Origin of the sequence: Paucibacter sp. KCTC 42545 (assembly GCF_001477625.1) — a bacterium.
Taxonomy (GTDB): domain Bacteria; phylum Pseudomonadota; class Gammaproteobacteria; order Burkholderiales; family Burkholderiaceae_C; genus Paucibacter_A.
On record NZ_CP013692.1, the window covers coordinates 4,256,424 to 4,271,776 of the forward strand.

Annotated in this window: 8 protein-coding genes; 4 read left to right on the forward strand and 4 right to left on the reverse strand. The window is 65.9% G+C overall.

Translation table 11 applies throughout. From position 1 onward, the window contains the following. Window positions 1–37: 37 nt before the first annotated feature. A complete protein-coding gene (locus tag AT984_RS18185) occupies window positions 38–1,540 on the forward strand; it encodes an efflux transporter outer membrane subunit (protein WP_058721305.1) in 1,503 nt (500 codons plus the stop codon). Between the two features lie 78 nt (window positions 1,541–1,618). Here the strand turns inward: AT984_RS18185 and AT984_RS18190 are convergent, their stop codons facing one another. Then, window positions 1,619–4,540 carry a PKD domain-containing protein gene (locus tag AT984_RS18190; RefSeq protein WP_058721306.1) on the reverse strand — a complete coding sequence of 974 codons (2,922 nt, stop codon included), beginning with the start codon at window positions 4,538–4,540 and terminating at the stop codon, window positions 1,619–1,621. Between the two features lie 418 nt (window positions 4,541–4,958). On the opposite strand from AT984_RS18190, the gene AT984_RS18195 reads away from it, so the two are divergent. After that, window positions 4,959–8,996, forward strand: a complete 4,038-nt coding sequence (locus AT984_RS18195) for a Pls/PosA family non-ribosomal peptide synthetase (protein ID WP_058721307.1) — start codon at window positions 4,959–4,961, stop codon at window positions 8,994–8,996. A 10-nt stretch (window positions 8,997–9,006) separates the two neighbouring features. Further along, window positions 9,007–9,612 carry a hypothetical protein gene (locus tag AT984_RS18200; RefSeq protein WP_058721308.1) on the forward strand — a complete coding sequence of 202 codons (606 nt, stop codon included), beginning with the start codon at window positions 9,007–9,009 and terminating at the stop codon, window positions 9,610–9,612. Here the strand turns inward: AT984_RS18200 and AT984_RS18205 are convergent. Further along, complete coding sequence (locus AT984_RS18205; protein ID WP_058721309.1) at window positions 9,609–10,631, reverse strand: zinc-binding alcohol dehydrogenase family protein; 1,023 nt, start codon at window positions 10,629–10,631, stop codon at window positions 9,609–9,611. The genes AT984_RS18200 and AT984_RS18205 overlap by 4 nt on opposite strands. A gap of 108 nt (window positions 10,632–10,739) precedes the next feature. On the opposite strand from AT984_RS18205, the gene AT984_RS18210 reads away from it, so the two are divergent. Continuing rightward, window positions 10,740–11,654, forward strand: a complete 915-nt coding sequence (locus tag AT984_RS18210; protein ID WP_058721310.1) for a LysR family transcriptional regulator — start codon at window positions 10,740–10,742, stop codon at window positions 11,652–11,654. Between the two features lie 134 nt (window positions 11,655–11,788). Here AT984_RS18210 and AT984_RS18215 read toward each other — a convergent pair whose 3' ends face one another. Both AT984_RS18215 and AT984_RS18220 read right to left on the reverse strand, forming a co-directional pair. After that, the gene (locus AT984_RS18215) at window positions 11,789–14,623 is read right to left on the reverse strand and encodes a M4 family metallopeptidase (protein WP_197418163.1); all 2,835 of its coding nucleotides are present in this window, start codon (window positions 14,621–14,623) and stop codon (window positions 11,789–11,791) included. Between the two features lie 81 nt (window positions 14,624–14,704). After that, the gene (locus tag AT984_RS18220; RefSeq protein WP_082680160.1) at window positions 14,705–15,301 is read right to left on the reverse strand and encodes a PEP-CTERM sorting domain-containing protein; all 597 of its coding nucleotides are present in this window, start codon (window positions 15,299–15,301) and stop codon (window positions 14,705–14,707) included. Window positions 15,302–15,353 lie beyond the last annotated feature (52 nt).

Here is a 15,353-nt window from a genome sequence, read left to right on the forward strand (position 1 = left end):
GCGTTCATCCGCGTTCATCTCAAACCCAGGTTTCGCCATGGCTATCACCAAGCTCACACTCACGCCACCCGTTGCCCGGCAGCTGATCGCTTTGGCCGCACTTGCCGCGCTCGCTGGCCTAACGGCCTGCACCAGCGTGACGGTGGCGCCGCCTGCCGGCGTGGCGGTGCCGGCAGCCTTCAGTTCCGTGCCAGCGCCAGCGTCAGCTGCATCCGCCGCGAACGGCGACGCCGCGTCTGCCACCGACCTGGCCCGCTGGTGGCTGGTCTTGAATGACCCCACGCTGAACCAGCTGATGGCCACCGGCCTGCAAGCCAATGCCGACATCCGCATCGCGGTGGACCGGGTCAAGGAAGCGCGCGCGCTGCTGACCCAGGCCGAATCGGCCCTGTACCCCACCGTGGTTGCCGGCGCCGGCGTGGGCAAGTCCAACCCCAATCAAAGCCTGCCCCAGTTGGCCTTGCCGGGCGGCATCCCGCTGCCGCTGCCCAGCGCGATGCCGATGACCTCGCTGAGCACAGCCGGCTTTGCTGCCGCCTGGGAGGTCGACATCTTTGGCGCGCGGCGCAGCGACGCCGAGGCCGCTGCTCAAGCCGCGCTGGGCTATCAAGAACGCCAGCATGGCGCGCAGATGCTGCTGGTGTCCGACATTGCCAGCAATTATTTCGAAGCCCGCAGCGTGGAGCGCCGCAGCGCCGTGCTGGCCCGCAGCATCGCCACCGCGCAGCGCCTCCAGCGCTATGCCCAAGGCCGCTTCGATGCCGGCCAAGCCACCCGCGCCGACATCGACCGCGCGCGCAGCCTGGTTGAAGAGCTGGAGTCCCAGCGCCAGCCTCTGGACATGCTGCTGGGCGTGCGCCTGCGCCGGCTGGCCGTGTTGACGGGCCAGGTGCCACAGGCGCTCAGCGCCTTGCCGCCGCAAAAAGTGCTGCTGCGTATGCCGGCCGAGCTGCCGCCGGTGCTGCCCTCAGAGGTTTTGGAGCGCCGCCCCGATGTGCGCGGCAGCGCCAATCTCGTGCGCGCACAGGCCGCCAAGCTGGGCAGCGCCAAGGCCGAGCTCTTCCCCAAATTCACCATCGGCTTTCTGGCGCAAAGCGGTCATATCGACATCTCCGGCCTGCCCAAGTCCAGCGGCAGCGGCAGCGCCTGGGGCCTGGGCGTGACCCTGCCTGTTTTTGAAGCCGGCCGCATCCGCGCCAATATCGCCGCGCAAGACGCCCGGCTTGACGCCGCCGCCGCGCAGTACGAGCAAGCGGTGTTGAGCGCGCTGGAAGACGTGGAAAACGCCTACAGCGCCGTCCGCGCGCTGGACTCGCGCGCCACGCTGCTGGCCCAGTCCACCCGCAGCGCCCAAGACGGCGCCGCCCACGCCGGCAGCCTCTTCGAAGCCGGCCGCGGCGTGCTGCAAACCGTGCTCGAAGCCCAGCTCAAAGCCTTGAAAAGCGAAGACGCGCTGATCCAAACCCAGACGGCTCAAGCCGTCACCACGGTCCAGCTCTACAAAGCCATCGGCGGCGGCTGGACACCGGGCCAGCCATGAGGGGCACAGCAGCGGGCAAGGCGGCGGCACTCACTGCGTGCCACGCCTTGCCCCACGGCCGCCAGCGCTTGATCAGCCTTATCGGGTGAACACCCAGAAACGCTTGCCCGCTGCATCCAGATCGTTCCCGCCAGTCTGAACGACGCCCACATGGCGATCGGCCGTGCTGTGGAACAGCGCCAAGCCATACGCTTGTTGGCCGTTGATGAGCGGCAAGTTCAAGGTGCTTCGGACAAGCAGCAAGGCGGGATCCACCAGCGCGTAGTCGCTGGACAAAATGCTGCTCCCCCATTGCCAGCCAGGTCCCTTCATGGCCAGCAGTTCGGTGTCATCGCTCGAGGCCGAAACACTGAGCAGTGTGCCGCCCAGATCGATACGGCCAGCAAATCGCAGATCTGAGGTTCTCGCGACCACGCCGCTGCTATCGAACACCAGGGTCTGGCTCGCGTTCAGCCCAATCGGGGCGTAGGCATAGTAATCACCGTGATAAGGCCAGTCGCCTGATCCCAATACCGTGGACGCATTGGCCGGGTCCAACTTGAGATAGGTGATCTTGGACGGCGAGAGACCTGACGAAACGGTGAACGCTTTGTTGAGCTTATCGGCGAACAGGCCGTATTGCTGCTGGCCCCAGAACGTACCGGCAGCGTAGCTCACCGAGAAGGGCACAATCGCGCCGGTGCGGGCGTTGATCAAGCCCGGTGTGCCGCTCCATTGGTCGCCGCCAAACACCAAGGCTTCGCCCGAGTTCAGCAGCAGCGCCTCGCTGCGGATGCTGAGGATATTGGTCGAGCGAATGCGATTGCCGCTGGCAACATCAAACAAGTCCACCACCGTCCCGTAAAGCACCAGGGCTAGCTTGCCATCCGGGCTGAGGCTCAAATTCGTGGGCGCTGCCAGCAGCGGGGCCGAGCGAATCAGGCCGGTAAACGGATTGACGAAAGTCAGCACATTGGGCGCAGCGCTGATCGTCACCAGCTGATCCAAGCCCTTGCTGTAGCGCACCTTCACCGGCTTGAAGCCCAGCTCGGTGGTGTTGGCCGCAGTCGCGAGCACACGCAGATTGACGCTGGCCGTGCTGCGCAAGACGCCATCGCTGACCACCACCGAAGCCATGTAATTGCCGGGCTGATCAGGCGTGAACGAGAGTTGAGCCGCGCTGGCGTTGGGAATGGTGGCGCTTGAGCCGGCCGGGATTGAGTCCAAGGTCCAGAGGTAGGTCAGGGCCTTGTTTTGCGGGCTGTAGCTGAAGCCAGCATTGGCCGTTGCGACGCTGCCCAGAAGGGTGGTCCAGCTATTGTGGTCATACACGATCACCGGTGGCGCGTCGCCAACCTTGATCGTGACTTGGCGGTCCGAGTAAGCGCCTTGAGGATCGGTCACACGCAGCGCGATGGTGTAGTCGCCATCGACATCGAAGGTGATGGCGGTGTCGACCGCCGAATTTGCGCTCAGTCTGGCCGTGCTGCTGGCGGGGGCATTGGTGAGCGCCCAGCTATAGCTCAAGCTGTCGCCGTCGGCATCAAAACTTGCCCCGCCGCGCAAGGTCATCGAGGCACCGCTTTGAACCCTGGCGCTGCCGTAAGAGATTGCCGCCAGCGGCGCGGTATTGACGCTGGCATTGGCCTCGGGAGGGCGATTCAAGACATTCAAGGTGTAGATGGACTCGCCCCAGCCCCCACGGACGTCTTGCACACGAACTTTGAGCCGATAGCTGCCGAGCACGTCCGGCGTGATTTGATAGCGCGCACCTGCGCCGCTGAGTTGCGCACGGCTGCCGCTGGGCTGCTCCAGAATCTGCCACGCCGTGGTGACGGGGGTGCCATCGCTGACGCGCACCGTTGAGGTATCCAGCGTGAACACCGAACCCAGCGAGGCGCTGACCGGCGCTTGGGTGATGGTGCTGCCGGTGAAACTGCTGTTGACCAAAATATTGGCGGTGGCGGGCGGGGAGTAGCGCACATTGATGGGCACCACAGAATCGGAATATGCACCGCGCTGGTCTTCCACATGCGCCAGCAGCTTGTACACGCCCAGTTGGTCGGGCCTGAACTGAACGCGCGGCTCCGTGCCAGTCAAAGTGGCCGCGCTGCCGTCTGGATGCTTCAGCACGCTCCAGGTGGTGCGAACAGCGCCACCGTCGCTGGCACGCAAAGACGCCGTGTCGAGGACAAAATTGGTACCCAAGGTCGTGTCGATCGCCGCTTGCTCCACAGCAACGGCGCTGAAGTTAGGCGCCACGATCATGGTCGATGTGGCGGGCGGTGCGTAGATCACCCGCAAGGTGTACAGGGCGTCAAAAGCATTGCCGGTTGCACCCCGAACACGCGCACGCAAGATGTACTGGCCCATCAAGTCGGGCGTGAACTGGAACTGCGCGCCACTGGCCTGCACCTTGGCCAAGCTGCCCGCCGGCTGCTGCTCAATGGACCAGACGCTTGTCACGGCGCTGCCATCGCTGGCCTTGACTTGGGAGCTGTCCAGGGTGAAAACGCTGCCCAGCGTGGCATCGATGGGGGCGATTTGCGCGGGCGTCGTGGACCCGGTGTAGACCGCCGAGATCACAATATTCGCCACTGGCGGCGCTTCGGTGATCACCAGATCCACCGCCTTGTTGACGCTCAGCCCGCCGGCGCTGGTGACCGTCAGCGTCACCTGGTACTTGCCCGCCACATCGGGCGTGAACATGGCCATCTTCGCGCTGCTGCTGTTCAGGGTGGCCTTGCTACCGCTGGGCACTTGGTTGAGCACCCAGCTAAAGCTCTGGACACTTGAAGATGCCGTGCTGGTGGACGCATCCAAGGTCACCTGGCTATTGACCGCACCGCGCATCGAACCATCGCTGTCGGCATTGACGCCTGACGCGTTGATGCGCGCAACCGGCGCATCAAGCGGGGTGACATTTGGATTTGCCGCGCCACCGCCACCACCGCCGCAGGCGGCCAAAGAAAGAACAAGCGCGAGCGACGCCCAGCGGCGCCCGTTCAGCCAATGCAACATATGAGTTCCCTGAAAGTTCTTTGGACAGAGTGCTTGCTTGAGTCGCGCATTGCGCGCGCTTGGAACCCCGCCTTGGCCTGCGAATCAAGCACTAAAGCAAGGAGAAGCCGTCTCGTGCCAATTTTTTCTGCGCGGACTGTAGCAACAATTTCGGGCCCAAGACCTCCGGGTTTCTGTTGAAAGTCACCACTCGAATTAGGGGGCGGTAGGGGCCAGTCGTGAGGGGCCGGCCGGTGGGCAGAGCCGCCTGCGGCCAACGGCGAATCACGTCAAATTCGGCCGCAGGCCTACCAGGCTCTACGATAGCGGCCTGCACGCTTGCCAATGCCCGGCCGCCACAGGCTCGATGGGCGCTGAGCGCCGTGCCTTGTGTTCCGATTTCTGCGCCCCAAGGCGCTGCCGCCCGAGCCCGCTTCTCTTGACTGCTTTGTTGACTTCCGAGCTGCCGATTCTTCGCGGCCCAGCCCGCCCCGATTTACTCCGCACCGAGGTGCTCGCTGATCTGTTTGAGGCCACGGCCCGGCAGTTGCCCGAGCAAATCGCGCTGCGCCAGGGCGAGCGTCAGCTCAGCTACGGCGAGTTGGATGCGGCGGCCAATCGCGCGGCCTCGCGCTTGATCGAAGCCGGCGTGCGCCCGGGCCAGATCGTCGGCCTGTGGATGCCGCGAGGGATTGAGCTGCTGGTGATGCAGCTGGCCATTGCCAAGACCGGCGCGGCCTGGCTGCCCAGTGATGCGGAAACACCGGCCGAGCGGGTGGCGGTCTGCCTAGCTGATGCCCAGGCCGTGGGCCTGCTGACTTGCGCGGAATGGGCCGAACGCGATTCTGAGCACAAAGCGGCCCCCGGCCTGCCCGTTTGGTGCGCGGAAGACTTGCTGCTGCCCTTTGAGCCCGCGCTGCGCCGCCGCGAGGGCGCTTTGCCTGAGCACACGGCGTATGTGATCTACACCTCGGGCTCCACCGGCAAGCCCAAGGGCATTGCGATCACGCAGGCCAGCATCTGCCACTTCCTGCGCAGCGAGAACGCGGTGCTGGGCGTGCGCGCCAGCGACACGGTGTACCAGGGCTTCTCGGTCGCCTTCGATATGTCTTTCGAAGAGATCTGGATCAGCTATCTGGTCGGCGCCACGCTGTGGCTGGCACCGCGCGAAATCGCCGCCGACCCGGATGCCTTGCCGCAGGCGCTGATCGATCAGGGCGTGAGCGTGCTGCACGCGGTGCCCACCTTATTGGCCTTGTTCAGCCAAGATGTGCCGGGCCTGCGCCTGATCAATCTGGGCGGTGAGATGTGCCCGGAGGCGCTGGTGGCGCGCTGGGCCAAGCCGGGCCGCCAGGTCTTCAACACCTACGGGCCCACCGAGGCCACGGTCTCCGCCAGCTTGGCCGAGCTGCAGGCGGGCGCGCCCGTCACCATCGGCCAGCCGCTGCCTAACTACCAATTGATGGTGATCGCAGCGGATGTGGAAAACGGCCTGCGCCTGCAGCCGCAAGGCGAAACCGGCGAGCTGTGCATCAGCGGGCCCGGCGTGGCGGCGGGCTATTTAGGCCGCCCAGAGCTGACGGCCGAGAAGTTCCTCGCCAACCCCTGGGCCGGTGCCGATCAGCAAGACACGCGCCTCTACCGCACGGGTGATCTGGCCCGCATTGATGCCCAAGGCCAAGTGCATTGCCTGGGCCGCGTGGACGATCAGGTGAAGATCCGCGGCTTCCGCGTGGAGCTGGGCGAGATTGAAGCCGTGCTGGCGCAGCAAGCCGGCGTCGGCACCGTGGCGGTGCTGCTGCGCCGAGATGAAGCGTTAGAACATCTGGTGGCCTATCTGGTGGCGGACACGGCCACGCCGCCGGCCGCCGCCACCTTGCGCCAGGCCCTGGGCCAGACCCTGCCGCCCTATATGGTGCCCAGCCGTTACGAATGGCTGACCGCGATGCCACGGCTGACCTCGGGCAAGATTGATCGCAACACGCTCAAGGCCAGGCCTTTGGCCGCGCTAGCGCCTGAGAGTGACAGCGCCGGCTCGGACACACCCGCGAACGCGGCGGAGGCCGCGCTGTTCGAAGTCTTGCGCCGACTCTTCCCCGGCCAGGCGCTGCGGCGCGAAGCCGATTTCTTCAGCGATCTGGGCGGGCACTCGCTGCTGGCGGCGCGCCTGGCTTCGGCCTTGCGCGCCACACCGCGCTTCGCCGGCCTGACCGTGCGCGACATCTACCAAAACCGCCGCCTTGGCGCCATCGCCGCAGTGCTGGAAGCGATGAGCGAGCCCAGCACTTCCGGCCCCGCTGCCGCGCCGAGCTGGCAGCCGCCCGCCGCCTGGCGGCGCTGGCGTTGCGGCGCGGCGCAAGCCCTGGCGGTGCCGCCGCTGGTGGCCCTGCGCATGGCCAGCTGGCTGGCGCCGTTTTTCACATTTCACTTCTTCACCGGCGACCCGAACGATTCGGTGCTCACGGCCGTGCTGATGTCGGTGGCGGTATTCCTGGCGGCCACGGTGATGGAGTTCGCGGTGGCGCTGGCCGGCAAATGGCTGATTGCCGGGCGGCTCAAGCCCGGCCGCTACCCGCTGTGGGGCCTGACCTATTTCCGCTGGTGGCTGGCCGACCGGCTGCTGGAGAACGCGCCGGTGTACTTCCTCGGCGGCTCATCGCTTTACGTGGGCTGGCTGCGCCTGCTGGGCGCGCACATCGGCAAAGACGTGATGATCGGCTCCATCACCCTGCGGGCGCCGGAACTGCTGAGCGTGGGCGACGGCGCCAGCATCGGCAATGCGGTGAACCTGGAAAACGCGCGCGTGCTGCATGGCGAGCTGCTGCTGGGCCGCATCGATATCGCCGCCAATGCCTATGTGGGCTCTTACTCGGTGCTGGAAGGCAATACCGGGCTGGAGACTTGGGCGCATCTGCAAGGCCAGTCCGCCCTGGCCGATGGCGGCCGGGTGCCGGCGCAGCGTATCTGGGGCGGCTCACCGGCACGCGATGTGGGTGCCTTCGAACCGACCCGCCTGCGCCCGCGCCCGGCGGTGAGCGGGCTGCGGCGCGCGGCGGAGGCGCTGTTCTTCCTCGGCGGTGCGCTGCTGATTGCCACGCTGTTCTTCCTGCCGGTGTTCCCCACCTTCATGCTGATCGACAGCCTGGATGAGCTGCCCTCGATGAGCTGGCTGCAGGGCGACGTGCTGTGGCTGCAAGTGCTGCGTTACTTCATCCTCGCGCTGCCGGCCAGCGCTGTGCTGATTCTGTTCACGGCGCTGCTATCGGCTGCGATTCGATGGGGCGTGTTGCCAAAGATGCGGGCAGGCAGCTGGCCGGTGCACAGCTGGGTGTATTGCGGCAAATGGCTGGTCAATCAGATTCAGGAATCTAGCCTGCACAGCCTGCACGGCGTTTACGCCACCGTGTTCGCGCCCTGGTGGTACCGCCTGCTGGGCGCCAAAGTGGGGCGCGACGCCGAGATCTCCACCGCCCTGGGCGTGGTGCCGGACATGCTGACCCTGGGCGATGAAACCTTCATCGCCGACGCGGTGCTGCTGGGTGATGAAGAAATTGACGGCGGCTGGATGAGCGTGCAGCCCACCGTGGTCTCGCGCCGCAGCTTTGTGGGCAATGGCGCTTATGTGCCCGACGGCACCACCATCCCCGAGAACGTGTTGATCGGCGTGCTCTCTCGCGCGCCAGACGGCGCACTGATGCGCAGTGGCGATACCTGGCTGGGCACCCCGCCCATCAATTTGCCGGCGCGTGAGACGGTGCAGGGCTGCTACCCCGAGGCGCTGACCTTCCGGCCCTCGCCGCTGCGCCGCCTGGGTCGCGGGCTGATCGAAACCTTCCGCATCGTGGCGCCGCACGCCATCGTCATCGCCACCGGTTACACCATCGTGCTGGACGTGATGCCCGATGCCAGCGAGGGCCGCTGGGCCCTGGTGGCCTGGGAGTTGGCGCAGGCCGGTCTGATGTTCGGCCTGGGCTGCTTCCTGTTTGTGGCCCTGTTCAAGTGGCTGCTGCTGGGGCGCTACCGGCCGCGCGCGATGCCGATGTGGACGCCGTTTGTGTGGATCTCCGAGGCCGCCACCAATCTCTACGAGGGCATTGCCGTGCCCAACTTCATGCGTTTTTTGCGCGGCACGCCCTGGCTGCCCACCGCCTTGCGCCTGCTGGGCGCCAAGATCGGGCGCGGCGTTTACCTCGACACCACCGACATCACCGAGTTCGACTGCGTGCACATCGGCGCCCACAGCGAACTCAATGCCCTGACTTGCCCGCAAACCCATTTGTTTGAGGACCGGGTGATGAAGATTGACCATGTGCACATCGGCGAGCGCGTCAATATTGGCCCGCGCAGCACGGTGCTCTACGGCGCCAGCGTGGGCGACGACGCACAGCTCGGCCCCATGACCCTGGTGATGAAGGGCGAGAGCATTCCGGCCGGCTCGGCCTGGTGCGGCTGCCCAGCCGGGCCGCAACGGGCCTGAGGTCTGGCCGATGAACACCTCCGCGCTGATGCCGGTCTTGTTCTGGCCCACCGAGGCGGTGGACCCTTGTGCCAGCGTCTTTGTGTTGGCCCTGCGTTTGGATGCAGCGCTGCCACGCCCGCAGGCAAGAGCCCAGCTCCGCACGGCGCTGCGCGCGGCCTTGGCGGCGCGCTTGAGACTACCGGCCGAGGGCATCACGCTGAACGCAGCGCCAGGCCAGACGCCGCGCCTTGAAGGCCCTGGCATCAGCCCATCCATCGGCCTGTCCTTCAGCCACGAAGCCGGGCTTTCGCTGGCGGCGGTAAATCTGCTAGGGCCGGTGGGCCTGGACGTCGTGCGCGATGAAACGCCGCCCGACTGGCAGGCCGTGGCGCAAGACTATCTCGGGCCGCAAGTGGCGGCTGTCCTGCAAGCCCAAGAATTCCCTGCTGCCTGGGCGGCGCACGAAGCCCGGCTCAAATTCCACGGCCAAGCCTTGAGCGAATGGCAGGCCGAGATGGCCCAGCCCCCATGGTTAGCTGCCTGTCACTGCCAGGCCCTGCACCTGCCACCGGGCTGGGTGGGCAGCCTGGCCCTGCCGGCAGGGCAACAGGTGCCGGGCGCGGCCAGCGTTTAAAAGCCTTCCAGCACAATCTTGCCGCGGGCCTTGCCGCTTTCCAGCAAGGCGTGTGCGCGGCGCAGATTGGCGGCATTGATGCGGCCGAAATGCTCGCCCTGGGTGCTGCGCAACTGGCCGGCGTCAACCAGGCGCGCCACCTCAGTCAGCAGGCGATGCTGTTCGATTTGATCGGGGGTGTCGAACAGCGAGCGGGTGAACATCAGCTCCCAGTGCAGAGAAACGCTTTTGCGCTTGAGCTTGCTGATATCGACACTGCCAGGTGCTGGGTCATCGATCAGGCCGAAGCGGCCTTGCGGGGCAATCAGCTCGGCGATTTGGTCGAAATGCTGGCCGGTCTGCGTCAGGCTGACGACATAGTGCGGCGCTGGCAGGCCGGCGTTCTGCAGCTCCTGCGCCAGCGGCTTGCTGTGGTCCAGCACATGGTGGGCGCCCAGATCGCGCACCCACTGCGCCGTCTCGGGCCGCGAGGCAGTGGCGATGACTTGCAGACCCGTCAGCTGACGCGCCAGCTGGGTCATGATGGAACCCACGCCGCCGGCCGCGCCGATGATGAGCAAGCTCTGACCCCGCGCGGCCGTCTCGGCTTGCGGCACGCCCAGACGCTGGAACAGCAGCTCCCAGGCGGTGATGGCGGTCAGGGGTAGGGCAGCGGCCTGCGCGTCCGGCAGGGACTGCGGCGCCAAGGCCGCGATGCGCTCATCCACCACATGCAGCTCGGCATTGGCGCCGGCGCGGTGAATGGCGCCCGCATACCAAACCCGATCACCCGGCTTGAACAAACTGACCTGCGCGCCCACGCTGCGCACGATGCCCACCGCGTCCCAGCCCAAGACCTTCCACTGGCCTGGCTCGGGGCTGACGCCGGCGCGCACCTTGGTGTCCACCGGATTCACGGCAATCGCTTTCACCTCCACCAGCAGATCACGCGGGCCGGGCTCAGGCGCGGGCAGGGTCACATCTTGCAATGCGAGCGGATCGTTGATGGGCAGGGCTTGTTGGTAGGCAATGGCTTTCATGAGGGTCATCCTTTCTTTGAGTGCGCGAAGGCATGCCGCCAGTGTGCGCAATCAGCCCGCCAAGACCCAGGCGGCCCGGGCGGATTCACTTTCAATGAAAATCGAACGATGAGCCGAATTGCTGATCTGGAATTGCTGGCGCGCACCGCCGATTTGGGCAGCCTCACGGCTGCGGCAAAGGCCCTGGACATGTCGCCGGCCGGGGCCAGCGCCGCCATCAAGCGGCTGGAAGCGCAATGGGGCGTGGCCTTGTTTGTGCGCAGCACCCGCAGCCTGCGCCTCTCGGCCGAGGGCGAGCGCTTGATGCCGCATCTGCGCCAGGCCCTGGAAGCCTTGGCGCAGGCCAGGGCGGTGGCCACGGGCTCGCGGCGCAGCACCGTCTTGCAAGGCGAGTTGCAGCTGGCCCTGCCCTCGGACCTGGGGCGCAATTTGCTGCAGCCGCATCTGGAAGCGTTTCAGCAGCGCCACCCCAAGCTCGCCTTGCGCTTGCTGCTGTCGGACCGCAACACCGATCTGATGCGCGCGCCGGTGGACATCGCCCTGCGCTACGGCGCCCCCAGCGACTCGGCCCAGGTGGCGCTGCCGCTGGTGCCCGACAACCGGCGCCTGCTGGTGGCCTCGCCGGCCTATATCGCGCGCCATGGCATCCCGGCCTCGCCCGCGGAGCTGAACCAGCACGAGGCACTGCGCTTCATGCTGGGCGATGAGCTACCCAAGACTTGGCGCTTGCAGATCGGCGGCGAATGGCAAGACCTGCCCGTGACGGGCCGCCATTCGGCCAATGATGGCGAGATGGTCAAACGCTGGGCCTTGGCCGGCATCGGCATTGCCTACAAATCCAAGCTCGACGTCAGCGCCGAGCTGCGCAGCGGCCAGCTGGTGCATCTGCACTCCGACTGGCTGGGTGAGCCCTCGCCGCTCTACCTGGTGGTGCCCGGCCGCCGCCAGCTGACGCCTGCCGCACGCGCCTTGCGCGACTGGCTTTTGCCGCGCCTGAATGGGCTGGATTCCGCCCAGGCCTGACGCGCTGGTTCGCTGAGCGTCGGCACGCCGGTCTCAGCTGCCGCAGCGGCAATGGCCGCTTGCACAGCCTGAAGCAAAAAAAGGGCGCCCCGTGGGCGCCCTTTCCATCATGGCCGAATCAAGCCGGCGGGTACTCAGGTCGGTGGCACAGCGCAGCTGTAGACCGAGACGTCGTCCAGATACCAGCCCAGGGCACCGCCAGCGCAGTCATTGCCCAGCTCGAAGCGGATCTTCACCTTGGAACCAGGCGCCGCGTACGGAGCCAGGTTGATGATCGAACGACCCCAGGAACCCCCCACCTTGCCACCATCACCGCCGGAGAACGCGGGCTGGCCGGCCATCGGGTTGTCGCTGCCTTGGCCTGCCGTGTTCAAGGTCGTGTTGTAGGGGTTGTAGATGAAGTCACCCGCGTTCACCAAGGTCCAGGCGCCGCCGTTGACGCTGATCTTGACGTTGCCGCCGTCCCAGCCGGCTTCGGTCGAGACCCAGTGGTCAAAGCTCATGCGCAGCGAGCTGGCATTGGCGGGAATGGTGATCTCCGGGCTATCCAATCGCTGCACACCCGCCTCGCTGCCGGCCGCGGTGGCACCGCAGACGCCAGGATTGATGTCGGCGCCGTAGATACCGTAGCCAGTACGGCCGGGCATGCCACTCACCACACCGAAGTTGCGCGGGGTGAAGGAGCCGCCGGCGATGCCGGCATTGCTCAGCACCCACTTGAGGCCACCACGCTTGCCACCGTCAAAGTTGTCGGCGGCAATCACAGCTGGGTTGCCGGCCGGGCACAGCGACGGCGGCGACTGCTTGAGCAGCGTCTGGAAGCCGCACTGGCTCGGGGGCGTGCGCAACTCAACCGCCTTGGCAGCACTCACAACTTGCTGGCAGTCAAAGGCGGTGATGGCCTCGCCCGAGGGCTGGCCCGTCTTCAGATGCGCCAGGTTGATGCCCGTCAGGTCAGCGCAGGACTGCTCGATTGCGTCAGCATGCTCAGGGTAGCCGCTGGCGGGGCCTTGGTAGACCGTCTGCGCACGGTAGTAGATGTGCGCTGCCTTGGTCAGGCCGATAGCAGTGATGGACTGGCCGTTGTAGTTGCCGCCATCCACCAGCAGGGCATAGGCGTGGTTGGCCACGCCGGAGTTGGTGTGCACGCCGCCGTTGTCGCCGGCCGAGGTATTCGGGCCGCAGGAGTACTGCGCATCCGACACCTTGCCCGGATTGCCGTAGCAGGTCGGGTTGTACATATCGCGGATGGCACCGCCAAAGGCGCTGGAGTCTTCACCCACCAGCCAGCGGACCGAGTTATCGCTGCCCGGGCCGCGCTGCAGCGAGGCCACCACGCCGGTCTGTGCCTTGAGGGCCGTAGCGTCAGCCTGCGAGATCGACAAGGAGGGGATGGTGATGGTGGCGTCAGCACCACCCATATTGATCAGGCCGGCCGCGTTATTGCCGACGATGACACCAATCGCGCCATTGAGCTGGGCGTTCTTGACCTTCACGGCGAAGCCGCAGACGCCACGATCCACCAGAGCGATCTTGCCGGCAACATCGGCTGCGTTGGCGAACGGCGTGGTGCAGCCATCGGTCAAAGTGCCACCAGCCCCGGCTGTCGAGCCGTCGTTCACCACGACCACATTCGTATTGCTGAGCGTAAAGGCTTGCGGGCCGAATGCGGCCGTGCCAGCACTCTTGATGCCGGCCACTGCGGCCGGGGCCGAGATGCCGACCTGGGTGGCGTTGGTATAGGCGGTGCAGGAGCCGGCCGTGCGTGATGCGTCCGGCGTGTCGGTGCCGCGGCCATTGAGGCGGTCAACCGTCTCGCCCCAGATATCGGAATAGGCTTCGTTCAACGCGCCCGGTTGCCAGGCGTAGATCAGGCCGTGGGTGTACTGGGTGTAGGCGTGGCCCCATTCGTGGGCGGTGACGTCGTCGGTTGTCGTGCCCGGGCAGAAGGAGATGTAGGTGCCGTTCCAAGAGGCATTCGGGCAACCGTTGCCGCGGTTGAAGATGGAGTCCATCGTCGCACCCTTGCCATCGAAGGAGTCACGGCCGAAGGCGTTCTTGAACAGGTCGTAGATCTCGCCGGAGGCGGAGATCATATTGTCGGCTTCCGTCAGGCCTGTGGGGAAGCCTTGGCCCTCGACCCAGAACGGCGAGGCCGGATAGTTCGGGCCAGGCTGGGTGGCATTACCAGCGTCATAGGCGCGGCGGTTCTTGCTGTCGTGAATCCCGGCAATGCGGTCGACCAACTTGCCCGAGTGCGCATCAATGAAAACGAACTCGCGCACATCGACACCATTGCCGACTTCAACCTGCCACACCAGACGGTTGACGCCCTCGACACCCTTGGCCAGGCCTTCGCGATAGACCAGCAGCGTTGGCGCGGCGGTGCGCACTTTGGCGGCAGCGCCACGGCTCAGCTGAGCCGTGACCATTTTCTTCGCTGCGGCTGCAGCATCCGCAGCGCTGCGAGTGGGTTGGGCCTCAAGCTCAATGCCGGGCACGAAAGTGCCGTTGACCACGGTCAGGTTGCCAGCCGCGTCGAAGTGCGACTTCAGTTCGGCACCAAACACCGGCACGCCCTGGTAGACCTGCTTGTGCGTGATGTGCGTGCCACCATGCTTGTCTTTGGCCATCAGGCCGGGGCTGAGTTCGCCCGAGGCGTTCCTGATGCCGAACATGCTGCCGTAGTCGTTCAAGAACTGCGCGGCGCCACGGTGCTTGTCCTCGTCGCTGACGGGGCGCGCGGAACGCGCCATGCTCAGCGCATTGCTGCCGTGATCAATGCGAACAAAGCGCGCAGCGCCGGTCGCGCTGTGGAAGCTCACCTGCGGCGCTCGCCCGGTGTTGGTGCTCAGTCGCGTGATGGCATCGCTTTGGCCGGCCAGGGCAACGCCCGTGCCAGCTTGCGCTGCCATAGCCATGCCCATGGCCAGCGCCAGGGCAGACAACTTCAAATGCGTGTGAACCATGAAAACTCCCATCGGGGCGCGCAAGCGCCGCTGTTGCAGTCTTGGGAAAAAAAGGCCGGGCTCATCAGCCCGGCAGTTCGATCAACGTGCGCGGCGGCGCGTCGCAAACAAGGCGGCGCCGGCCAGGCCCACCAGCGCCAAGCTGGCTGGCTCGGGCACGCCGTTACCAACGGTCAGGTTGTCCAGCGAGGCGTAGAGCGAGTTGCCCGGGCCGCTGATGGTGAAAGACGTGATGTCCACGTCCGAAGTAAAGCCGCGGTAGCCATCGGCCAGCGAAGCCGGCGTGAAGCTGAAGGTGCTGCCATCGCCGAGAGTCAGGGTGAGCAGCACAGACTGAAAATCATCATTAATGTCCGTGGCGAAGAAATTGGCACCGAAGGCGTTGACCCCGGCACCGAAGTTCACCGTCAGCGCGTCATTGATCTGGCTTGCGCCGAGAAAGCCGCCGGCCAGGTAGAGATCTTGGGACGCGAATGCCGAGAAGGCAAAGGGGCCTGTACCAAAGGACTGCGCGCCCGCCGGGCCGTTGCCCAAGCCGTCGAAGTTCTCGGTGTAGCTCCCCGGCTGCACATGCGCGAGGAAGTCGGCCTGCGAGGTGAAAACCGTGGGCGAAGCGAAGGACGAAGCGGCCATCGCGACCAACGCGATAGCGGGCACCAAGTGTCGAATGGCGTGCATACAGGACCTTGTCTGAGCGGTTGAGGATGACAAACCTTGGCAGGTTTTGTGC